At 64.0% G+C, this 22137-nt stretch carries 24 protein-coding genes; 13 read left to right on the top strand and 11 right to left on the bottom strand.

Annotated elements, in window-relative coordinates; genetic code table 11:
• Positions 1 to 79: 79 nt before the first annotated feature.
• The 3 genes from CK220_RS01490 (at position 80) to CK220_RS01480 (ending at position 2222) form a co-directional block, all read left to right on the top strand.
• On the top strand, positions 80 to 643 hold the full coding sequence (locus CK220_RS01490; RefSeq protein WP_095809860.1) for a peroxidase-related enzyme: 564 nt from the start codon (positions 80 to 82) through the stop codon (positions 641 to 643).
• A gap of 195 nt (positions 644 to 838) precedes the next feature.
• The gene (locus CK220_RS01485; RefSeq protein ID WP_095809859.1) at positions 839 to 1162 is read left to right on the top strand and encodes a YciI family protein; all 324 of its coding nucleotides are present in this window, start codon (positions 839 to 841) and stop codon (positions 1160 to 1162) included.
• A gap of 433 nt (positions 1163 to 1595) precedes the next feature.
• A complete protein-coding gene (locus CK220_RS01480; RefSeq protein ID WP_095809858.1) occupies positions 1596 to 2222 on the top strand; it encodes a DUF1062 domain-containing protein in 627 nt (208 codons plus the stop codon).
• A gap of 56 nt (positions 2223 to 2278) precedes the next feature.
• On the opposite strand, the gene typA is transcribed toward CK220_RS01480, so the two are convergent.
• Positions 2279 to 4108: a translational GTPase TypA gene (typA, locus tag CK220_RS01475; RefSeq protein ID WP_095809857.1), complete on the bottom strand. Its 1830-nt coding sequence runs from the start codon at positions 4106 to 4108 to the stop codon at positions 2279 to 2281.
• 212 nt (positions 4109 to 4320) lie between these two features.
• Between typA and CK220_RS01470 the strand changes: the two genes are divergently transcribed.
• Positions 4321 to 4587 carry a hypothetical protein gene (locus CK220_RS01470; RefSeq protein ID WP_245428906.1) on the top strand — a complete coding sequence of 89 codons (267 nt, stop codon included), beginning with the start codon at positions 4321 to 4323 and terminating at the stop codon, positions 4585 to 4587.
• Between the two features lie 186 nt (positions 4588 to 4773).
• Here the strand turns inward: CK220_RS01470 and CK220_RS01465 are convergent, their stop codons facing one another.
• Positions 4774 to 6348, bottom strand: a complete 1575-nt coding sequence (locus tag CK220_RS01465) for an alkaline phosphatase (RefSeq protein ID WP_095809856.1) — start codon at positions 6346 to 6348, stop codon at positions 4774 to 4776.
• A 127-nt stretch (positions 6349 to 6475) separates the two neighbouring features.
• Complete coding sequence (locus CK220_RS01460; protein WP_095809855.1) at positions 6476 to 7759, bottom strand: MFS transporter; 1284 nt, start codon at positions 7757 to 7759, stop codon at positions 6476 to 6478.
• Between the two features lie 78 nt (positions 7760 to 7837).
• Between CK220_RS01460 and CK220_RS01455 the strand changes: the two genes are divergently transcribed.
• The 3 genes from CK220_RS01455 (at position 7838) to CK220_RS01445 (ending at position 9569) form a co-directional block, all read left to right on the top strand.
• Entirely contained in the window at positions 7838 to 8452 is a 615-nt protein-coding gene (locus CK220_RS01455) for a TetR/AcrR family transcriptional regulator (protein WP_095809854.1), read from the top strand.
• Positions 8453 to 8520: 68 nt separating this feature from the next.
• Positions 8521 to 8952 carry a hypothetical protein gene (locus tag CK220_RS01450; protein WP_095809853.1) on the top strand — a complete coding sequence of 144 codons (432 nt, stop codon included), beginning with the start codon at positions 8521 to 8523 and terminating at the stop codon, positions 8950 to 8952.
• A gap of 26 nt (positions 8953 to 8978) precedes the next feature.
• A complete protein-coding gene (locus tag CK220_RS01445; protein ID WP_095809852.1) occupies positions 8979 to 9569 on the top strand; it encodes a hypothetical protein in 591 nt (196 codons plus the stop codon).
• Here the strand turns inward: CK220_RS01445 and ppa are convergent, their stop codons facing one another.
• The 5 genes from ppa to CK220_RS01415 form a co-directional block, all read right to left on the bottom strand.
• A complete protein-coding gene (gene ppa / locus CK220_RS01440; RefSeq protein ID WP_095809851.1) occupies positions 9570 to 10103 on the bottom strand; it encodes an inorganic diphosphatase in 534 nt (177 codons plus the stop codon).
• Between the two features lie 215 nt (positions 10104 to 10318).
• Positions 10319 to 10825 carry a GNAT family N-acetyltransferase gene (locus CK220_RS01435; protein ID WP_095809850.1) on the bottom strand — a complete coding sequence of 169 codons (507 nt, stop codon included), beginning with the start codon at positions 10823 to 10825 and terminating at the stop codon, positions 10319 to 10321.
• A gap of 149 nt (positions 10826 to 10974) precedes the next feature.
• The gene (locus tag CK220_RS01430) at positions 10975 to 11613 is read right to left on the bottom strand and encodes a TPM domain-containing protein (protein WP_095809849.1); all 639 of its coding nucleotides are present in this window, start codon (positions 11611 to 11613) and stop codon (positions 10975 to 10977) included.
• Between the two features lie 6 nt (positions 11614 to 11619).
• The gene (locus tag CK220_RS01425; protein WP_176478959.1) at positions 11620 to 12435 is read right to left on the bottom strand and encodes a YgcG family protein; all 816 of its coding nucleotides are present in this window, start codon (positions 12433 to 12435) and stop codon (positions 11620 to 11622) included.
• A 197-nt stretch (positions 12436 to 12632) separates the two neighbouring features.
• On the bottom strand, positions 12633 to 13271 hold the full coding sequence (locus CK220_RS01415; RefSeq protein ID WP_095809847.1) for a LemA family protein: 639 nt from the start codon (positions 13269 to 13271) through the stop codon (positions 12633 to 12635).
• Between the two features lie 154 nt (positions 13272 to 13425).
• On the opposite strand from CK220_RS01415, the gene CK220_RS01410 reads away from it, so the two are divergent.
• The 6 genes from CK220_RS01410 (at position 13426) to CK220_RS01385 (ending at position 18690) form a co-directional block, all read left to right on the top strand.
• Positions 13426 to 13683, top strand: coding sequence for a hypothetical protein (locus CK220_RS01410; protein WP_095809846.1), 258 nt, complete (start codon positions 13426 to 13428; stop codon positions 13681 to 13683).
• 12 nt (positions 13684 to 13695) lie between these two features.
• A complete protein-coding gene (pdxY, locus tag CK220_RS01405) occupies positions 13696 to 14580 on the top strand; it encodes a pyridoxal kinase PdxY (RefSeq protein WP_095809845.1) in 885 nt (294 codons plus the stop codon).
• Positions 14577 to 15344 (top strand): DUF429 domain-containing protein, encoded by a 768-nt coding sequence (locus CK220_RS01400; RefSeq protein ID WP_095809844.1) that lies wholly within the window; start codon positions 14577 to 14579, stop codon positions 15342 to 15344. Before pdxY ends, CK220_RS01400 begins: the two co-directional genes overlap by 4 nt.
• Before the next feature lie 139 nt (positions 15345 to 15483).
• Positions 15484 to 16125: a carbonic anhydrase gene (locus tag CK220_RS01395; protein WP_095809843.1), complete on the top strand. Its 642-nt coding sequence runs from the start codon at positions 15484 to 15486 to the stop codon at positions 16123 to 16125.
• Between the two features lie 10 nt (positions 16126 to 16135).
• Entirely contained in the window at positions 16136 to 16552 is a 417-nt protein-coding gene (locus tag CK220_RS01390) for a hypothetical protein (protein ID WP_095809842.1), read from the top strand.
• An 89-nt stretch (positions 16553 to 16641) separates the two neighbouring features.
• The gene (locus CK220_RS01385) at positions 16642 to 18690 is read left to right on the top strand and encodes a M3 family metallopeptidase (protein WP_245428904.1); all 2049 of its coding nucleotides are present in this window, start codon (positions 16642 to 16644) and stop codon (positions 18688 to 18690) included.
• Positions 18691 to 18804: 114 nt separating this feature from the next.
• Here the strand turns inward: CK220_RS01385 and CK220_RS01380 are convergent, their stop codons facing one another.
• The 3 genes from CK220_RS01380 to CK220_RS01370 all read right to left on the bottom strand — a co-directional run bounded on the left by CK220_RS01380 (position 18805) and on the right by CK220_RS01370 (position 22104).
• Complete coding sequence (locus tag CK220_RS01380; RefSeq protein ID WP_095809840.1) at positions 18805 to 20349, bottom strand: M81 family metallopeptidase; 1545 nt, start codon at positions 20347 to 20349, stop codon at positions 18805 to 18807.
• A 61-nt stretch (positions 20350 to 20410) separates the two neighbouring features.
• Complete coding sequence (locus tag CK220_RS01375; protein ID WP_095809839.1) at positions 20411 to 21238, bottom strand: carbohydrate ABC transporter permease; 828 nt, start codon at positions 21236 to 21238, stop codon at positions 20411 to 20413.
• Positions 21235 to 22104: a sugar ABC transporter permease gene (locus tag CK220_RS01370; protein WP_095810246.1), complete on the bottom strand. Its 870-nt coding sequence runs from the start codon at positions 22102 to 22104 to the stop codon at positions 21235 to 21237. The genes CK220_RS01375 and CK220_RS01370 overlap by 4 nt, the downstream gene beginning before the upstream one ends.
• Positions 22105 to 22137 lie beyond the last annotated feature (33 nt).

The following is a 22137-nucleotide window of genomic DNA, read 5'->3' as shown; positions in this document are numbered from 1 at the left end:
ATGAGCGCTATTTGGCGACAAAGGTTTGACGACGCTTTAAGAAAATCGAACCGACGCTCAGCCTGCGAGGAGAACGGATATGACCGACAGGATTACGGCGCTGGACCTAGCCAAGGCGGAGCTGAGCGAAGCGACGAAGGCTTATTTCGCCAAATGCGAAGAGAAGCTCGGCCTCGTGCCCAACGTGCTTCTGGCCTACGCCTTCGACGAGAAGAAGCTGCGCGCCTTCACCGACATGTACAACGACGTGATGCTGGGCGAGTCCGGCCTGTCGAAGCTGGAGCGCGAGATGATCGCGGTCGCCGTTTCCTCGATCAACCATTGCTACTACTGCCTGACCGCGCATGGCGCGGCGGTGCGCCAGCTTTCCGGTGAGCCTGCGCTCGGCGAGATGATGGTGATGAATTTCCGGGCCGCCGGCTTGCCCGAGAGGGAGACGGCGATGCTGGAATTCGCGGTCAAGCTGACGGAGGAGCCGGCCAAGATCGTCGAGGCTGATCGCGCCGCGTTGCGACAGGCGGGCTTCAGCGATCGCGACATATGGGACATCGCTTCGACCGCCGCCTTCTTCAACATGTCGAACCGGGTGGCGGCAGCGGTCGACATGCGGCCGAACCCCGAATACCACGCCATGGCAAGGTGACGCTCGCCGGCCTCACATTAGCAACTTCGAATTTTTCGTTGCCCGCCCCGCCGTTTGGGTCGATGATCAACGATTGCGGCGTAGCCGCATATCGGATTGCGGCTAGCCCGCATATCAACGATTGCGGCATGGCCGCATACCGCCAGGCGGCGCTGCCGCATCCCGGCTCGACGCTGCCGAACTAGGGAGGAGAACATGGCGAAATTTCTCTATGTCTATCACGGCTCCGGCAAGATGCCGACCGAGGAGGCCGAGCGCAAAGCCGCGATGGATGCCTGGACCGGCTGGTACGACAAGCTGGGTGCGGCAGTCATCGACGGCGGCAATCCAGTCGGCATGTCGAGAACGGTGCTGCCCGGCGGCGCGGTCGAGAACAACGGCGGCAGCAATCCGACCGCCGGCTACACGATCATCGAGGCGAAGGATATCGACGATGCCGTCGCCAAGGCCAGGGATTGTCCGATCCTGATGAACCCGGCCTTCAGCGTCGAGATCGCGCCGATCATCGAGATGACGTAGCGCCAAAGCGCCCGAAGTCGCCACAGTGAAAGAAGGCGGGCGGCATACTCTTGCCCGCCCGCCGTCGCACGGCTAGAAGGGCCGATCCTTTCCCGATTTCGAGTTTCACTTTGCCTCAGTAACCGCCGGTCTCGTCTACTCCCGAAAGCACCGCAGGCGCAGCTTTGGCGGCACCTGTATCATTTCATGTGTTCTTCAGGCGGCGGTTCGAGACCGGTTTGGCATTGCTGAGCCGCCGTCGCGCAACCGCGCAGGCGCCTGATTCCAACCACTACAGCCTTTCGCCACACCGTGCCCGCATGGGCATGATCCCGAACAGAGGGTCCGCGCCAGCGACAAGCGGTATCCGGCTTTCGGAAGATTATGCTGAAGTAAAGAGGGCATCTCGACATCGCCGGTCTGAGGGACTTCCCGACGGGAAGGCCCTATCGGCATGTCTCAACTGTTGCGTATTCGCTGGGCGATCGCGTCCGCAATCGCGCCTCGACCTGTTATCAACTGCAACCGCTGCGGCGGCGTCAAACCTTATCGATGCAGCGGAAAATTCCGTGTCAACGCCAACGGCAAGCGCATCGATGCCTGGCTGATCTATCGCTGCACCGACTGCGACAATTCCTGGAACCGCACCATTTTTGAACGCTGCAATCGCCGCGACATCGCACCGACGCTGCTTGCGGCGCTCGAGCGCAACGATCCGACGCTCGTCCGACACTATGGCTTCGATGCCGTGGCGCTCAGAAATCGGGTCGGACGGATCGAGGAATGTCCCGAAGTCACGGTGCGAAAGGAGCCGCTGGATGGCAGGCCGGAATGCGCGACGGCGCTTTGGCTTGAGCTTCGGCTCGATGCCACAACGCCCTTGCGGCTTGACCGCTTGCTCGCCGGCGACCTCGGCATCTCGCGGTCGAGACTGCAGGCCTGGGAAGAGCGGCGATTGCTCACCGTCGAACCGGGCGGCGCCAAAGCCCTGCGCAGGCCGGCGCGCGACGGCATGGTGATCCGCATCGATCTTTCCGGCCAAGCCGATCGCGACGCAATCGTCTCGTGTGCGCGCGGCTGAAATGAAAAGGGAGGCAGCAACAGCTCCCTCCCCCAATGACTGCTTGCTAAAAAGGCTTACGCCGCGCCCATTACCTTGGCCGACTTCTCGAAGCGTTTACGCTCGTTCGGGTCGAGATAGAGCTTGCGCAGCCGGATGGTCTTCGGCGTCACCTCGACCAGCTCGTCGTCCTGGATCCAGGCCAGCGCGCGTTCCAGCGTCATGCGGACCGGCGGCGTCAGCTTCACCGCCTCGTCCTTGCCGGCGGCGCGGATGTTGGTGAGCTTCTTGCCCTTCAGCACGTTCACTTCCAGGTCGTTGTCGCGGGAATGGATGCCGATGATCATGCCCTGATAGACCTTGACGCCCGGATCGATGATCATCGGGCCGCGGTCTTCCAGGTTCCACATCGCATAGGCGACCGACTCCCCCTGTTCGTTGGCGATCAGCACGCCATTGGTGCGGCCGGGCAGCTCGCCCTTGTACGGCTCATAGGCATGAAACAGCCGGTTCATCACGGCGGTGCCGCGCGTGTCGGTCAACAGCTCCGATTGGTAGCCGATCAGGCCGCGGGTCGGCGCATGGAAGACAAGGCGCTGGCGGTTGCCGCCGGAGGGGCGCAGCTCGACCATCTCGGCCTTGCGTTCCGACATCTTCTGCACGACCACGCCGGCGTGCTCCTCGTCGACGTCGATGACGACTTCCTCGACCGGCTCGAGCAACTGGCCGTCATCGCCCTTCTGCATGACGACGCGCGGGCGCGACACGGCGATCTCAAAGCCTTCGCGGCGCATCGTCTCGATCAGCACGGCAAGCTGCAACTCGCCGCGGCCGGAGACGAAGAAGGAATCCTTCTCCGGCGATTCCTCGATTTTGAGCGCCACATTGCCTTCGGCCTCGCGCAGCAGCCGGTCGCGGATGACGCGGCTGGTCACCTTGTCGCCCTCGGTGCCAGCGAGCGGACTGTCGTTGACGAGGAAGGACATGGTCACCGTCGGCGGGTCGATCGGCTGCGCATGCAACGGCTCGGTCACAGCCGGATCGCAGAACGTATCGGCGACGGTGCCTTTCGACAGGCCGGCGATGGCGACGATGTCGCCCGCCTGGGCCTCCTCGATCGGCTGGCGCTCGAGGCCGCGGAAGGCGAGGATTTTCGAGATACGTCCGGTCTCAATCTGCGTGCCGTCATGGTGCAGCACCTTGACCGCCTGGTTGGGCTTCAGCGAGCCCGACTCGATGCGGCCGGTGATGATGCGGCCGAGGAACGGATTGGCCTCGAGGATGGTGCCGATCATGCGGAACGGACCGGGATGCACGGTCGGCGCCGGCACGTGCTTGACGACGAGATCGAACAGCGGCGCAAGGCCCTGGTCCTTCGGACCTTCCGGATTTTCCGACACCCAGCCGTCGCGGCCCGAGCCGTAGAGGATCGGGAAGTCGAGCTGCTCGTCGGTGGCGTCGAGCGCCGCGAACAGGTCGAACACCTCGTTGACCACCTCGATGTGACGGGCGTCCGGGCGGTCGATCTTGTTGATGACGACGATCGGCCGCAGACCTACCTTGAGCGCCTTGCCGACGACGAACTTGGTCTGCGGCATCGGCCCTTCGGCGGCGTCGACGAGCACGATCGCCGAATCCACCATCGACAGGATGCGCTCGACCTCGCCGCCGAAGTCGGCGTGTCCGGGCGTGTCGACGATGTTGATGCGGGTGCCCTTCCAGTCGACCGAGGTCGCTTTGGCCAGGATGGTAATGCCGCGTTCTTTTTCGAGGTCGTTGGAGTCCATGGCGCGCTCGGCGACGCGCTGGTTGTCGCGGAAGGCGCCGGACTGTTTCAGGAGTTGGTCGACGAGCGTGGTTTTCCCATGGTCGACATGCGCGATGATCGCGATATTGCGGAGGTTCATTGTCTGGTCTCGGGAGCGTTGCAGGCAGCAAGCCCAAAAGCGCCGCCTTTTTCGGTTGCGCGGCTCATACAAGGTTTTTCGCAATTGCGAAAGGGGAGGCCCCACCCCAAATACATGGTCACTGATTCTTAAACGTCTTGGTGTGAGATGATTCTGTTAACCAAGGCGGAACCTTTGAGGGGCCGGGCAGTTCGATGTTCATGACCGATCAGATGTCCAGATTGCGTCCGGTTTTTGCGTGGGCAGCGCTTGGTGTGCTTGTCGCGGCTGGCGCCGCGCAGTCGGCGGCTGCCCTGAGAGAAGCTGACCCCTCGCCCCCTGATGCCAAAACCGCGCAGCAGATGTTTGCCGACGCCCCGGACGGGGTCGACCCGATCGTCACCGGCCCGGTCAGCGCCGCCTTCAAGCAGCGCCAGAAGGCAGCCAACTGCGACACCGCCGTCTGGCCGAACATTCCCGCGACCTGCTATCCGGATTGACGCTCTTCATCGCATTCCGAGCTCAGCTTTGAAGCTGCTGGCCCAGTGTGTGTTGAGATTCAGGTCGGGCCGAGCCGAGAACGGTGGTTACCGAGAACCGGAGCGGAGCGTACTTAAAGTACGTGAGCACCGGAAGCGCAGGAAACCATCGTTCGCAGGCCGGCATCACCTGAATATCGACACAGCCTATGCAGACCGCACCGGATCGAGCGTGACCTTGTAGAGTTCGCTGTCGTCGCGATCCATCAGCCGCACGGTAAGCTGCTCGGTGGCGCCGGAAATGTCGACCAGGCCGAAGAACTGCAGGCCGGCCGACGGCGGCAGGTTCTGGCCCTGCTCGGCGGTCGGCGCTTTGATGAACTTCAGCTCGGGCCCGAAGGTCATGTCGAGATCGTTGGGGCCGAATGTGCCGGCGTGGATGGGGCCGGAGACGAATTCCCAGAACGGGTTGAAATCCTGGAACTGCGCCTTGTCCGGATTGTAGTAATGCGCTGCCGTGTAGTGGACGTCGGCGGTCAGCCACACCGTGTTGGTGATGCCGGCGTTCTTGATGTAGCGCAGCAGGTCGGCGAACTCGAGCTCGCGGCCCTTCGGCGCGCCATTGTCGCCATTGCTGACCGCTTCGGCGCCGGCCTTTTTGGCCGCGTCGTTCCAGACGACGAGGCCGAGCGGCATATCGGCGGCGATGATCTTCCAGGTCGCCTTGGAATTCGCCAGCTCCCGCTTCAGCCACTGCGTCTGCTGCTCGCCGAGCATGCGCGACTTCGGCGTCAGCGTGTCCTCCATGTCCGGGCCGTTCGGGCCGCGATAGGAGCGCATGTCGAGGAAGAACACGTCGAGCAGCGGCCCGTGCGCGATCTTGCGATAGACGCGTCCCGGTTCCGAAGGCTCGTAGCGGATGGTCGTCATCTCATGGAAGGCGCGCGCCGCGCGGGCCGCCAGCACATGGATGGATTTTTCCGTGTAGCGGTTGTCGGCGGCGAGGTCCTTCGAATCCGACCAGTTGTTCACTACCTCGTGGTCGTCCCACTGGTAGAATGTCGGGCAGATGGCGCTAAGCGCGAGCACGTGCTTGTCCATCATGTTGTACTTCCACTGGTCGCGGTATTCGTCCAGCGTTTCGGCGACCTTGCGCTTGCCGTCGATCATGACGACGTTCTTCCACTTGCCGCCGCCGGGCAGGTCGACCTCGTCCTTCATGGCGCCATCGGCATAGATCGTGTCGCCGGAATGCAGGAAGAAGTCAGGCGTGTGCTTGGCGATGGTGGAGTAGGTCTTCATGCCGGTCTCGTCGATGCCCCAGCCCTGGCCGGCGGTGTCGCCCGACCAGGCGAAGCGCACGTCGCGCTTCGACGCCGGCGCGGTGCGGAAACGGCCGGTGATCGGCTCGGAGACGGCGTTGATGTCGGAAAGATCGGCGGCCGTCATTCGGTAGAAAATGTCCTGGTCGGCGGCGAGGTCGGTGAGCAGCCGCTTCACCGTATAGTCGCTGGCGGGCGAGGTATCGAGCGGCGCCAGCCTGACGGCGTCGGCGAAGCTTTCGGTCGTCGACACTTCGTACATCACGCGCGCCGGCCGGTCGGTGCGGGTCCAGACCATGCCGGAAGTGGCGTCGACATCTCCGGACTGCACGCCGTGGGTGAAGGCCGGGCGCTGATTGGCGCGGGAATAGTAAGGCAGCGCGAGACCGGAGGCGCCGACAAGGCCAAAGGCGGTGGCCGAGGTGACGAAGGCGCGGCGGGTTAACGAGAGCTTGTTCATGGCTGTCTCCGGATGGCGTTGAACGGGACCGCCAACCTCCAGCCTCAATGTTTCAAGCGCATATCGGAACCATGAAGTTTTGATAACAGTGAACAGCTGATCTCCCTTGCGGGGAGATTAAGCCATCTCAAGCCGCCTGCGGCTCCGGCTCAAACGCGGGCTTGCTCGTGTTGATCAAGAGCGAAATGCAGGCCGCCGCGATGCCGGTCATGCCGGCGATCAGGAAGGCAAGCTCGTAATTGCCCTGCAATTCGCGCATCGTGCCGCCGAAGGCCGCCGCCGCTGCGGCGCCCACCTGGTGGCCGGCGACGATCCAGCCGAACACGATCGGGCCGCTGCGGTCGCCGAAGGCTTCGTTGGCGAGCCTCAGCGTCGGCGGCACGGTGGCGATCCAGTCTAGCCCATAGAGCACGGCGAAGATGATCAGGCTGACGGCCGAGAAGCCGGAATAGGGCAAATAGATCAGCGACAGGCCGCGCACGGCATAATAGACGCCAAGCAGCTTGCGCGGATCGAAACGGTCGGTGAGCCAGCCGGACAGCGTCGTGCCGATCAGGTCGAAGATGCCCATCATCGACAACAGCCCGGCTGCCTGCACCTCGCCGATGCCCATGTCGCCGCAGAAGGCGATGAGGTGTGTGCCGACGAGGCCGTTGGTGGTGAACCCGCAGACGAAGAAGGTCGCGAACAGGTACCAGAACACCCTGGTTCCCGCGGCACGGCGGAGCGTGTTCAGTGTGTGCGCCAGGAAATTGCCTTGCGCGGCCGGCGATACCGGCGGCACGTCGTCGGCATCGGCGCCATAACGCACCTGGCCGATGGAAGCCGGGCGCTCCGGCACCAGCAGAAGGACCAGCGGCACGAGAGCCGCCGTGGCTATGGCGATGGCAACGGCGACCGGCTTCCAACCTCCCGACTGAGCCAGCGAGGCGAGCAGCGGCAGGAACACCAGCAGGCCGGTCGCGCTGGAGGCAGACATCAGCCCCATCACCAGGCCGCGATTGGTCTTGAACCAGCGATTGACGATCGTGGCGCCGAGCACGGTCGCGACCGCGCCCGAGCCGATGCCCGAAAATACCCCCCATGTGATCAGCAGATGCCACGGCTTGGTCATCAGCAGGCTGAGCGCGGTAGAGCCCGACATGATCAGCAGCGCGGCAAGCAGTGTGCGGCGTAGGCCGATCCGCTCCATCAGCGCCGCGGCAAACGGCCCGGTGAGGCCATAGAGGAAGATGCCGACCGCGGCGGCAAGCGAGACGACATCGCGCCGCCAGCCGAAGCTCTCCTCCAGCGGCAGCATCATGACCGCCGGCGCGGAACGGAGCCCGGCGGCGATCAGCAGGCAGAAGAAGATGACTGCGACGACGACGAAGGCGTAGCGCTGGCCAAAGGGACGGGAATGAGCTATCATGTTACTGACCGGTACGTTGCAATGGAGCGGTGCCATTCATACGTACCGGTCAGTAACATTGTCAAGCGAGTTTGTTGAATGCCATCGGACAATAAAATTGAAGCGTCGATTAGCGGAGCCGGCACGGCGCCGGCGCCGAAGGCTGCCGACAAGATCCTCGACGTGGCGCGCGACCTGTTCTATCGTGAAGGCATCCGGGCGATCGGCGTCGACGAGATCGTCAGGCGCGCCGGCGTCACCAAGCCCAGCCTGTACCGGACCTTCCCGTCCAAGGACGAACTCGCCGCTTCCTATCTGCGCAAGTACGACCTCGAATTCTGGCAGCGGTTCGACGAGGCCGTGGACGCGCATCCTGGCAATCCGCGCGCGCAGATCATCGCTTTCCTCACCCGCGTCGGCAAACGCACGCAGCGGCCGGACTATCGCGGATGCGGCATGACCAATGCGGCGGTCGAATATCCCGAGCACGGCCATCCTGCGCGGGTCGTCAGCGAGAACAACAAGCAGGAATTGCGCCGGCGCCTGCGCGCCATGGCGGCGGCGATGGGCGCGGCCGACGCCGACACTCTCGGAGACGGGCTGCTGCTGCTGATCGAGGGCGCCTATATCAGCGGCCAATTGTTCGGCCTCGGCGGACCGGCGGCATCGGTCGCCCGTAACGCCGATCTGCTGATTGAAGCCAGCTTGAACTAGGCCTTGTAATCGACCCCAGCCGCAAGCACTGTCCAGTTGATGAGCGGTTGCGAATTGACGGTAGCGATTTGAACCTTGCCCAGACGCTCGTGGACGATCTCAAGAAGATGTTCCTGATCCACTATGTGAGGCAGGGCAATCGGGGGATTATCAGCGAGCAAGAGAAGAAAGACGTTGTCACGGTCCTCAACCTAAACGAGTTCGCGGTCAAGGAAGCAGTGCTGCGCAGAGTACTTTTCCTGTTTCTGATCTCGTCGGTTGCGAATTACTTCATTGGCAAGGCACACAACACCAGCCCAACGGCAAGCATTCTGACGGCATCAATATGTACGGTCGCTTTGGTGTTTTTATATCTGGACGTTTTTGTCCCGTTGGTCCTGCTTGCCGCTTGGCTGTCACTGCTCGCAATCTGCTGGATGGACTATCAAGCATTCCTCGCATCCGCTTTGTTTTCCGCGTTGTACGCCCTGTATTTTTTTGCGAGGCTTCGGGCGAATTAGGAACGGTTCAAAGGGGATGGTCCGTCATGCGTGCGCTTCTAATCCCGCTTGCCCTCGCCGGTCTCTGCCAGGCGGCTCAGGCCGGCGACATTTCCAGCGCCTACACCGATCTCGACTGGAAGAAGGACTGCGTAACCTACGCGCTATCGGAAGAAGGCGACGGCGACTGGGCGAGCCTCGCCTGCGCCGGCTATCGCGGCTATCCAGTGCTGATCGGCTACGACGACGCTCGCGAGTCCGTTTATTACGGCTTTCCCTCCGACGACATGACCGCCGTCTGGGAGAGTTTCTCCGGGCTCAACACCGCGGGTCCGAAGGTCGAGTGGCGTATCGAAACCAATGGCGACAAGGCGGCGCCCTTCGCCGTCATTCATCGTCGCGAGATCAGCAATCCCGAAAACGAAGACAAGCCGACCGAGGTGCTGGTCGTCGCCAAGGTCGCGCAGCCTGAAGAGCATGAGGGCTGCACAGTCGGGCTCGTGCTCGCCACCGGCAACCCTCAGGCCAATGACCAGGCCCGCAAGCTCGCCGACGAAAAGGCGAAGGGTTTTGCTTGCGGCAAGGACAAGCGCGAAGTGATCGGCAACGTCCCCGACTTCGGCCGGGTGGATAACTGATTACTTGCTGGCCTTCGCTCGTTCGATCGCCTCGACGATCATCTTCTTGGCATATTCGGAATCGTGCCAGCCCTCGATCTTGACCCATTTGCCGGGTTCGAGATCCTTATAATGCTCGAAGAAGTGCTGCACCTGCTGGCGGGTGATTTCCGGCAGGTGCGTGTATTCGGTGACGTTCTCGTAGCGCAGCGTCAGCTTCGGCGAGGGGACCGCGATCACCTTCTCGTCCTGGCCGGCATTGTCTTCCATGATCAAGACGCCGATCGGCCGCACATTGATGACGCAGCCCGGCACCAGCGCACGCGTGTTGCAGACGAGCACGTCGATCGGGTCGCCGTCGCCCGACAAAGTGTGCGGCACGAAGCCGTAATTGCCGGGATAGCGCATCGAGGTGTGGAGGAAGCGGTCGACGAACAGCGTGCCGGCCTCCTTGTCCATCTCATACTTGATCGGCTCGCCGCCGATCGGCACCTCTATGATGACGTTGATGTCCTCGGGCGGGTTCTTCCCTGCCGATACGGCTTCGATGCGCATGCTCAAATCCCTCTCTCGATTTGTGAGATCGATAGCGGGCGGCGCTTCATGGTGCAATGCGGCGAATAGCACTGGACGCTAATGGAAGCGCACAGTTTGTGATGGATTGTAACCCAATGCATGTCGCCCAAAACTGCGCGGCGGTTTTGGGCGAACGATATGCATCAAACAAAGACTTGAAGCGCGTCACCGCAACACGTTTTAAGTTGCGGCCTTCATTCCCAGACGAAAGCGACCTTCTTCAGCGCCTTCTGCTCGAAGACCTCGACGCCTTCGGCAACGTCGCGGCCGCCGTTGCCGGCATAGAATGACAGCGCGTTGTAATTGTCTTCCAGCGCCCATACTACCAGGCCTTTGAGGCCGTGGTCGGCAAGGCGCGTCCGTGCCGCCTTGAACAGCCTGCTGCCAAGGCCGATGCCCTGATATTCCGGACGCAGGTAAAGCTCGTAGATCTCGCCCTGCTGCCTGAGCTCGCGGGCGCGGTTCCTGCCGATCGTGGCATAGCCGGCGATCGTGCCGCCGATCTCGACCACCAGCACGGTTGCCGCCTTGCGAATCGCGTTCGCCCACCAGTCAGGGCCGCGGCGGTTGATCATGGCCGTCAGCGTGCGGTGCGGGATAATGCCGGAGTAGGCGCCGCGCCATGCCTCCTGGTGCACGTCCGCGATGGCCATTGCATCGCGAGGGTCGGCTTTCCGGATGTCGATCGTCAACGTCTTCATGATTTGTTAATCATAAACCCGCTTGGCCCGACTGCAAAGAGTCCGCGCTGTCGCGCCCGCGCTTTCACACAATTGAGCTTGGGGGCATCGGAGGCGCCGAAAACCAGCCCTCACCCGTCCCCGGCAGAGCAGATTTTCAGCCAGTTCCGTCAGATCTCGACGAGATGGTCATCCAATTCATTGCTGTCGCCGGCGGTGACCGGAAAATGCTCGGCGAGCACCGCGCCGACCGATTCGATCGCCTTGGCGAAACCGTCGGCGAGTCGGTCGTCGCCGGCGTGGTTTGTGAGGTCCCGCACCACGCCGTCCCAGACATGCTGGCCGACCTTAGCATCGATGCCGCTGTCGGCAACGACCTCGGCATAGCGCTCGGCGATGGAAACGAAGATCAGCACGCCCGTCCTCGCCTGGGTGCGGTGGACGTTGCGGGCGAGGAATTGCTTCATCCCATTGGCATGCGCCGCCTGGTAGCGCAGCCGTTTCGGCACGAGGTGAATGCGCAAGCCGGGCCACAGCCACAGCAGGGCGAGCATCGAGGCCAGCGCCAGCAGCTCGGCCAACACAAAATGCGGCAGCCGTATCGTCAGCCACCACGCCTCAAGGCCGCAGGCGACGATGAGACTGGCGACGAGCATGCCGATCGTCGCCAGGAAAGCAGCTGGGAAGAAATAGCTGTCGCTGGACCGCGCGACGACGCAGTATATCTCGCCGTCGGTCCTGGCTTCCGCAGCACGGATCGCCTCGGCGATGCGGTCATGGTCCTCGGGGCCGATCGGTCGCGTTGCCATGGTCCCTCACCAGCTCCCCGAAGAGCCGCCGCCGCCCGACGAACCGCCGCCGCCGGAAAATCCGCCACCACCGCCCCCGGAGGACCAGCCTCCGCCGCCCGACGACCAGCCGCCACCGGACGACCATCCGCCGGAGGATCGCCGGCTGGGCTCGAAGGTCATGCCGAGCCAGCGGTAGCGGCCGGGCCCGATCTTCTGGCCGAAGATCGGCGGCAGCACCGTCAGCGCGATGCTGCCGAAGAAGATCAGCACCCAGATGGTGATGAAGATGGCGAAGAACAGGTCGTCGGAGTTGAACGGCGCCTGCTCGTTGCGCTTGCCGCGCGCCTCGAGCTCCTCCGGATTGCCCTCCAGCACCATGATCATGTCGTCGACGGCCTTGCGGATGCCGCCGGAGAAGTCCCCGGCGCGGAAGGCCGGCACCATGTCGTTCTCGATGATCAGCTTGGTGTGCAGGTCGGTCAGCGTGCCTTCCAGCCCATAGCCGACCTCGATGCGCATCTTGCGATCGTTCGGCGCAACCAGGAGAAGGACACCATTGTTCTCTTTGGCCTGGCCGAGCTTCCAGAAGCGGAACAGCCGGTTGGCGTAGGGCTCGATCTCCTCGCCGCCGAGGGTGGGGATGGTCGCGACGACGATCTGGTCGGAGCCTTTCTTCTCGAAATCGGCGAGTTTCTGGGTCAACGCAGCGCGCGTGCCGGCATCGATAATGCCGGCATTGTCGACCACACGGCCGGTGAGCGGGGGCAGGTCGGCGGCAGGGGCAGCGAGGGGGAGGAGGAGAAGCGCTAGCAAAACGCCGACGAAGGCGCTCCGGCACATCCCCCTCTGGCCTGCCGGCCATCTCCCCCGCAAGGGGGGAGATTGGACGTCGCCTTGGCCTTCGCCAATCGCCCACGTCGCAGGAGAGGCGCCGTCAATGAAACTGCCGATCTCCCCCCTTGCGGGGGAGATGGCCGGCAGGCCAGAGGGGGGTGCGACGGAACTCAAGGCTTGTAAGCTCGGTAGACCCAGAGGGCTCACCCGCCCTGCTTCGTGCCGAAATCCACCTTCGGCACCTGCATCTTGTCTTCCTCGACGGTGAAGTTCGCAAACGGCTCGTTGCCGCGGAACCAGAATGTCGCCCACAGCACCGACGGGAAGGTCCTCAGCGTCAGATTGTACTCCCTGACCGCCTGGATGTAGTCGCGACGCGCCACCGCGATGCGGTTCTCGGTGCCCTCGAGCTGTGCCTGCAGCGCGAGGAAATTCTGGTTGGCCTTGAGGTCGGGATAGTTTTCCGAGACCGCGATCAACCGCGACAGCGCGCCCGTCAGCCCGGCCTGGGCATCCTGGAATTTTTTGAGGGCTTCCGGATCCTTCAGCGTCTCCGGCGTCACCGTGATCTGCGTCGCCCTGGCTCGCGCCTGGACGACCGCGTCGAGCGTGTCCTTCTCGTGCGAGGCATAGCCCTTCACCGTCTCGACCAGGTTCGGGATCAGGTCGGCGCGGCGCTGATACTGGTTGAGCACCTCGCTCCAGGCCGCCCTGGCATTCTCCTCCGCCGTCGGGATGGTGTTATAGCCGCAGCCGGCAAGCAGCGGCAGCACGAAGGCCATCATCAGCAAGGCCTGCAAATTGCGGAAAGCGGACGGTGGAAGAAGGCGCTCGGCTAACATGATTGGTCCCCTCGACAGACGTTGCGTGCGAAGCATTACCACAATCCGTGCGCAAGAAAATGACCCGGTCGTGGCAGCGCTCTGGTCTGCGGCGCGAGCCTCTGTGAATGCGTGCCCGGACAGGCTAAGCTCCGTGCTGGAAGGGACATTTGCCATGGCGCAGCGCCGGGACGACGAGGAAGAGAAGGAATCGCGCCGCATCCTCGAGCGCGTGGCGCGCGAAACGACGCCGGGCGGCGCATCCTTCGTCGCCCGCACCGCGAAGGACGCACGCGACCACGTGACCGCAGCGGATGCCGACCGCTCCGATCCGATCGAAGTTTGGGGCACCCGCATTGGCCGAACGCTCGGCCTCATCATCGCCATTGGGCTGTTGGTCTGGCTGGTGTATGCCGCCACGCAGGGTGGCTAGGAAGCGAACTCCATGATTGCTGAAAAAACCGACGCGCCGCGCGCGGTCATCGTCATCTCCAGCCATGTCGCCCGCGGCTCGGTCGGCAACCGCGCCGCGGTATTCGCGCTGGAGACGCTGGGGTTTCCGGTCTGGGCGGTGCCGACCGTCATCCTGCCCTGGCACCCAGGCCACAGCCGCGCCACCCGCATCATGCCGCCGCTCGACCAGTTCAAGGCGCTGCTGGCCGATCTCGAGCGCGCGCCGTGGTTGGGCGAGGTGAGCGCGGTGCTCTCGGGCTACCTCGGTGAGGCCGGCCAGGCGGAGGCCGTCGCTTCGCTGGTTGCGGCCGTCAAGGCGAGGACGCCGAATGCCCTTTATGTCTGCGACCCGGTGATGGGCGATTCGGGCGGGCTTTATGTGCCGGAACCGACGGCCGTCGCGCTGCGCGACAGGCTGATGCCGATTGCCGACATCGCCACGCCGAATCGCTACGAGCTCGAATGGATGGCCGGGGCGCCGCTGCCGGACATCAAGTCGGTGACGGCGGCGGCGCTCCACGCAGGCCCTTCGACCATGCTGGTCACCTCGGCACCCTCGATGATGGCGGGCGGCACCGGCAACTTCCTGCTCGACGGCCGCCAGGCGCTGCTTGCCGAGCACCGCCTGATCGAGAAGCCGCCGAACGGGTTGGGCGACCTGACTGCCGCCGTCTATCTCGCCCGCATCCTTTCCGGCCAGCCGGCGGCCAAGGCGCTGCAGTCGACCACCGCCGCCGTCTACGAGATTCTGGCGCGCACGGCGAAACGCGGCGGCGACGAGCTGCAGCTCGAGACCGACGCGCAGAGCCTGTCGCATCCGATGGCCATGGTGCAGCTTCGCCATCTCCTCCACCCCGGGCGGGACAAGCGGGCGTGAAGCCAGGCGGCAGCGTCCTGGCCGGCGTCGACGGCTGCAAGGTCGGCTGGATCGCCGTCCATCGCCAGCCTGGCGCGCCGCCATCGGCGTCGGTCTTCGCGACTTTCGAGGCTCTGCTGCACGCCCTGCCCGATGCCACGATCGCCGTCGACATGCCGATCGGCTTGCCGGATTTTTCCAGCCGCGGCGGCCGCGGGCCGGAAGCACTGGTGCGGCCGCTGCTCGGAGCACGGCAGTCGAGCGTCTTTGCCATACCATCGCGCGCGGCGCTCTACGCCGATACCGGCAACTTCACCACGGTCGAGGCTTGGTATGCGGGTCACCGGCGGGCAAGCGAGGTGGCGATGACGACTTCCGATCCGCCGCGCGGCGTCTCCATCCAGGCGTTCGGTATTTTTTCGAAGATCCGCGAGATCGACCAGCTGTTGATCGCGCGACCGGACTTGCGCGGCCGCATCTTCGAATCGCATCCGGAAGTCGCCTTCTGCCGGCTGAACGGCGGCACCGCGATGATGCTGCCCAAGAAGATCAAGGGCGCTATCAACCCGGCCGGCATGGAGGAGCGCAAGGCGCTGCTTTGCCGGCACGGCTACGACCAGGCCTTCCTCGACCAGACGCCGCCGAAAGGTGCCGCCAGCGACGACTTCCTCGACGCGGCGGCCATGATGCTGATCGCCGACCGCATCGCAAGCGGCGAAGCGCGGCCCTCGCCCGATCCGCCGCTTACCGACCGCTTCGGCCTTCAGGTCGCCATCTGGGCATAACGATGGGTGCGGCCCGCACACGCGTTTGCGACGCCGCCATCCGCAATTCGGCATTGCCCGCGACCGGCTTTTGCCGCTAGAGGCTTTCTCGATCGCAACGAGCTGCCGCCCCAAACCCTCGGAAAGGCTCTAGCCGCCCATGCCTCACCTTCCCGAACATCTGCTGACTGGCTATCGCAACTTCATGAGCGGCCGCTATCCCGCCGAAAGCGACCGCTACCGCTCGCTGGCGCGCGAGGGCCAGGCGCCCGAGACCATGATCGTCGCCTGCTGCGATTCCCGCTCGGCCCCCGAAGCGATCTTCGATGCCGGGCCAGGCGAGCTCTTCGTGCTGCGCAATGTCGGCAATCTCGTGCCGCCCTATGAGCCGGACGGCGAGTTCCACTCGACCTCGGCCGCGCTCGAGTTCGCCGTGCAGAGCCTGAAGGTGAAGAACATCGTGGTGATGGGCCATGGCCGCTGCGGTGGCATCCGCGCCGCGCTCGACACCAACTTTGCTCCGCTGTCACCCGGCGATTTCATCGGCAAATGGATGAGCCTTATCGCGCCGGCTGCCGAGACCGTGTCGTCCAGCACCTTCATGACGGCGACCGAGCGCCAGACGGCGCTGGAGCGCATCTCGATCCGCTATTCGATCGCCAATCTCAGGACCTTCCCTTGCGTCTCGATCCTCGAGGGCAAGGGCAGGCTTACCCTGCACGGCGCCTGGTTCGACATCTCGACTGGCGAGCTCTGGGTGATGAACAAGGAGACCGGCGATTTCGAGCGGCCGGAGCTTTGATGGAGGGCTGATGGACCGGATCTGGTGTAGGTTTTTCCTTGCGGCAGCGCTGCTGCTGTCCGCGACGATCAGCGCCAGCGCCGATGACAGCGCCGTCATCGACCGTTGGTATTCGGCGCTCCTGGTCGCCGACCGCACCGAACTGTCCGAATTGCTTTCCGAAGACGTGCACATGAAGCTCGACGATGTCGGCGTCGTCCAGGACAAGCAGGAATTCCTCGCTTCGATCGACGAATGGCAAGGCGCGGTTGCCGGCGCCGCCATCCGCCATCGCATTGAGAAGAGCGAGAAGGGCGAGACCACCGTGCTCGCCTGCTACGATTTCCCCGAGAACGACACGCTGATGCGCGAGACCTTCACCGTCGTCGGCGGCCGCATCACCGCCAGCACCCAGACGGCGGTCGCGCAGGACTGCAGCGCCTACTGATCCTGTTGTTGCGCGGTGCCGAACACCGCCCTACATCGGGATAACCCGCCAGCATTCAGCCCCACCAAAAGCGCCTAATGGATTCGCCCATGTCAAGAACCGTCGACCTCGCCGCCCATCCGCTGACGCTCTGGCAAGGTCCGCTCGGCCTGCCCGATTTCACCCGCATCAGCGACAATGATTTCGGCCCGGTCTTCGACGCGGCGCTGGCGGCGCACCAGGCCGAGATCGACGCGATCGCCGGCAACAGCGAGGCGGCAACGATCGAAAACACGCTGGCAGCACTTGAGCTCGCCGGCGAGCCGCTCGACCATGTCTCGTCGATCTTCTGGTGTCGTGCCGGCGCCCACACCAACGACACCATCCAGCAGCTGGAGCGCGAGATTTCGCCCAAGATGTCGCGGCACTTCTCCGCGATCTCGATGAACGAGAAGCTGTTTGCCCGCATCGACGACCTCTACCAGCGCCGCGACAGCCTGAGCCTCGATCCCGAGACGTTGCGTGTGCTGGAAAAGACTTGGAAAGGCTTTGTCCGCTCCGGTGCGAAGCTCGATGCGGAAGGCAAAAGGCGGCTGTCGGCAATCAACGAGGAACTCTCCTCGCTCGGCACCAAATTCGGCCAGAACGTGCTGGCCGACGAACGCGACTGGGCGCTGTTCCTCGACCAGGCCGATCTCGTCGGCCTGCCGGATTTCTTGAAGAGCTCGATGGCCGAGGCGGCGGAGATGCGTGGCCAGAAGGGTCGCTATGCGGTGACGCTGTCGCGCTCGATCTACGAGCCGTTCTCGACCTTTTCGGAGCGCCGCGACTTGCGCGAGATCGCCTTCCGCGCCTTCATCATGCGCGGCCAGAATGGCGGCGCCAGCGACAACACCGATGTGGTGGGCGACATGCTGAAGCTCCGCGCCGAGAAGGCGAAGCTGCTCGGCTATGAGTCTTTCGCGGCGCTCAAGCTCGACGACACGATGGCGAAGACGCCGAAGGCGGTGCACAACCTGCTCGATCCGGTCTGGGAAAAGGCGCTGGAAAAGGCGGCCGCCGATCAGAAGGAGCTGGAGCGGCTGGCCACGGAAGCCGGCAGCAACGAAAAATTCGCCGCCTGGGACTGGCGCTTCTACCAGGAGAAGCTGCGCGCCGAGAAATTCGCCTTCGACGAGGCCGAGCTGAAGCCCTACCTGCAGCTCGAGCGCGTCATCGACGCCTGCTTCGACGTCGCGACAAAACTGTTCGGCATCAGCTTCGAGGAGAAGAAGGGCATTGCCGCCTGGCATCCCGACGCGCGCGTGTTCGTGGTCAAGAACGCGGACGGCAGCGAGCGCGGCCTGTTCCTCGCCGACTATTTCGCGCGGCCCTCGAAACGCTCCGGCGCCTGGATGAGCGCGCTGAAATCCGGCTACAAGCTTGGGGAAGGCGCGAAGCCGGTCATCTACAACATCATGAACTTCGCCAAGCCGCCGGCCGGCGAGGCAGCGCTTCTTTCCGTCGATGAGGCGAAGACGCTGTTTCACGAATTCGGCCATGCGCTGCACGGCATGCTGACCGACGTCACCTGGCCGTCGGTCTCCGGCACCTCGGTCAGCCGCGACTTCGTCGAACTGCCCTCGCAGCTCTATGAGCATTGGCTGACGGTGCCGGCGGTGCTGGAAAAGCATGCGCTGCACGTCAAGACCGGCAGGCCGATGCCGAAGGAGCTGCTCGACAAGATGCTCGCCGCCCGCACCTTCGGCGCCGGCTTCGCCACGGTCGAGTTCACCGCCTCGGCGCTGATCGACATGGCTTATCACGCAAGGTCGGACGCGCCGGCCGAGCCGCTTCGGTTCGAGGCCGAAACGCTTGAAAAGCTGCATATGCCTGACACCATCGCCATGCGCCACCGCACCCCGCATTTCGGCCATATCTTCGCGGGCGAGGGTTATTCAGCCGGCTACTATTCCTACATGTGGTCGGAGGTGCTGGACGCCGACGCCTTTTCCGCCTTCGAGGAGACAGGCGACCCCTTCAACGCGGAATTGGCCGAGCGGCTGAGGAAGAATATATACGCCGCCGGCGGCTCCAGGGATCCGGAAGAACTCTACACGGCTTTCCGCGGCAAGATGCCTTCGCCCGAGGCGATGATGGTGAAACGGGGCCTGGTGTGATTAGCCAATCTGCCTCCTTGTGGGGAGATGGCCGGCAGGCCAGAGGGGGGCGCTGTCCCGCCGACGTCTCAATCAATACTGCCGATCCTTCGCTTGGCTCCTGGCCCCCCGAAACTAAGCAAGGTCGCGATCCTTCGCGCCCCCCTCTGCCCTGCCGGGCATCTCCCCCACAAGGGGGGAGCTTGGCAGCTTCCACGGATCCTTCACCCTCGGCCATATCGGCCTCGTCAGCTTCCTGTACTCCGTCACCGCCGGATTGCTGGGATAAGAACTCGGTGCCGCGACATAGATGACCTCGGCGGCGATCGGCGCGAAGCCGGCGTAGAAATGGTTGGTCGACTTGACCAGCAGGATGTCCTTCGACATCGGATCGACGCCGATATTGGAAAAGATGTCCGGCTCGAAGGTCTGCGTGCGGTTGGTGTTGAGGATGACGTCGACCTCGGTGCCCTCGATGCGAACCACCGCAGCCGGCCCGAGCGTCACCCGGCTCGGCCCGAAGCTTTGCCAGCCCTCGCTCACCGCCTTCAGCACCGTGACGCGCGCGTCGATCGGCTCGCCGGCCTGCGGCCCGGCCTTGCCGCCGAAGCGCAGGTCGATGACCGCGCCCTCGCCGGCCGCCTGGCAGAAGGTCACCGCGATCGGATCCCAGATCGTGGCGACGCCGACCTTGTCGATCCCATGCGCCAGCAATTCGCGCAGCACGATGGTGCCGTCGCCCGGCACGCCGCCGCCCGGATTGTCCCAGATGTCGGCGATCACTACCGGCTTGTCCTTCTGAGCCGCCCGCAGGGCAAGCGACCGCTCGATGCCGGCGGAGGCGGAGAGCATCGTCATCGCCGTCTTTTCGCGCAAGGCGTAAAGCTCGCGCCCTAGCGTCTCGGCGAGCTTGTCGCCCTTTGCCTTGTCGTTGTCGGTGACGACCAGGATACGCGTGCCCATTTCCGGCACGTCGGCGGCCATGAAGCCGTGGATGACCGAGACCGACAGCACGCCGTCCTTGCCGTGCAGCGCTTTGATCTTGTCGACGAAAGAGCGCATCGGCTCGCGGCTGGTCGGCAGCACCTGGATCATACGGCAGTCGAAGGTCGAGATCACCGGTTTGATTTCGCCCCGCGCCGCGGCGAGACCGAGCTCGACCACATGCTCGCCGCGCTCGTAAAAGTCGGTGTGCGGGAATTCGAGGAAATAGGCCATGATGTCGGATGCCGCGACGCGCTTCGGCGTCAGATGGCTGTGCGGATCGAATTCCGAGGCGATCACCACCTTCGGCCCGACGATTGCGCGCACACGCTCCAGCAGGTCGCCCTCGCAGTCGTCATAGCCCTGCGCCACCATCGCGCCGTGCAGGCCGAGGATCACTGCATCGACCGGCAGGGCAGCCTTGAGCTGGTCGAGGATCTCGTCGCGCAGCGCCTCAAAAGTCTGCCGCTGCACCAGGCCGCCGGGCTCCGCCCAGGTGGCGGTGCCTTCGATGACGGTCAGGCCTTCGCTGGCCGCACGCCGGCGCAGCGCCACGGTCGGCGAGGAGCACAGCGTCGGCGTCTCCGGATGTTTTCCCGGACCGGCATAGAAGGCCATCTCGAACGACGCCCGGTCGGTCGGCACCGGCGAGAAGGTGTTGGTTTCCGTCGCCAGGGAGGCGGTGAAGATGCGCATCAAAACTCCGTGGACTCTCTGTCTTCGCAATTCCGGACTTTTCCTGGAATTGCCGGGATTGCTATTTGACCGCTCCTAACGCCAGCCCGCGGACGAGGTAGCGCTGCAGCCAGATGAACAGGATCGCCACCGGCAGGGTCGCAAGCAGCGTGGCCGCCATGACATGGTGCCACTCGATCGTGTAGCGGCCGGCGACCAGCGAAAACACCTGGATCGGCAGCGTGTAGCTTTCCTGGCTGCGCAGCATGGTGAGCGCGACGACGAATTCGTTCCAGGCGTTGATGAAGGTGAAGATCGCCGTCACCGCAATCGCCGGCAGGCAGAGCGGCAGGAACACTTTTCGCAGCGTCAGCCAGCGGCCGGCGCCCTCCATCCAGGCCGCCTCCTCGAGGTCGCGCGGAATGGTGTCGAAATAGCTCTGCAGCATCCAGACGGTGAAGGCGACGTTGAAGGCCATGTAGATGAAGCCGAGCGCCGTCGTGCTCTCGACCAGCCCCCAGGCGGCCATCAGCCTGAACAGGCCAAGCACCAGAACGATCGGCGAGATCATCTGGGAGATCAGAAGGAACTGGCGGAACGCGCCATAGCCGGCAAAGCGGAAGCGCGACATGGCATAGGCCGCCGGCACCGAGATCAGGATGGCGCCGATCGTTGCCAGCGCCGAGACATAGAGCGAGTTGAGAAGCGCCTGGCCGAAGCCGGTCGCCACCCACATATCGGCAAAATTCGACCAGCGGAACTCGCTTGGCCACCATGTCGGCGAAAGCACTTCCGGCCGCGGCTTGACTGCAGTGAGGAACATCACGGCGAAGGGAAAGATCGTCACCACGATCAACGGCGCAAGCAGTAGCCAGGCGATGATCGAGCGTTTCAGCTTGCCGTTCCTCATGCGCGTTGCTCCCGCATGGCGAGCCGCACGTAGATCATGGTGAAGATGAGCAGGATGATGAACATCACCAGCGACACCGCCGAAGCCTCGCCCAGCTTGCCGATGCGGAAGGCGAGCTTGTATAGATGCGTGACCAGTATGTCGGTGGAGTTCGCCGGCCCGCCCTGCGTCATCACCCAGATGATCGGGAAGGAGTTGAAGACGTAGATCGTGTTGAGCACGATCGCGATGTTGATGAACGGTTTTAGAAGCGGGAAGGTGATCTCGCGGAACTGCTGGAAGGGCGTCGCGCCCTCCAGCGCCGCAGCCTCGTAAAGATCGTCAGGGATCGACGACAGGCCGCCGAGGAAGATCGTGGTGGTGAACGGCACCGTCACCAGTATGCCGATCAGCACCTGCATCGGGAAGGCGGTCTCGGCGCTCGCCAGCCACTGGATGTTCTGGCTGATCAGGCCGAGCTTCATCAGCCCCGAGTTCAGCATGCCGCTTTCGCCGTTGAGCGCCCAGCGCCAGACCACCGCCGTCATGGTGAGCGACACCGCCCAGGGCAGCATGATGATGACGCGGGCCAGCCCTCGGCCGTAGAAGTCGGTGTTGAGGATGATCGCCACCGGGATCGACAAGAGCAGCGCGCCGCCGACCACCAGCACGGTCCATAGGCCGGTGCGCCACAGGGCGGCGACAAAATCGGGATCGGCAGCAAGCGCCCAGAAATTGGCCAGGCCGCTGAAGGCGCGCAGCTGGCCAAAGCGATTCACGTCATGCGTCGAGATCTGCACGAGATCCCAGACCGGCCAGAAGATCACCACCGCCGCCAGCAGCAGGCTGGGGAGCGTCAGCAAATAGGGCAGGACACGGCTTTGCATCAGCTGGCTGAACCGGGCTACGTGGACCTCAGT

This window comes from Mesorhizobium sp. WSM3860, from assembly GCF_002294995.1.
Classification (GTDB): Bacteria; Pseudomonadota; Alphaproteobacteria; order Rhizobiales; family Rhizobiaceae; genus Mesorhizobium.
This window is presented reverse-complemented; position numbering and strand designations above follow the sequence as displayed.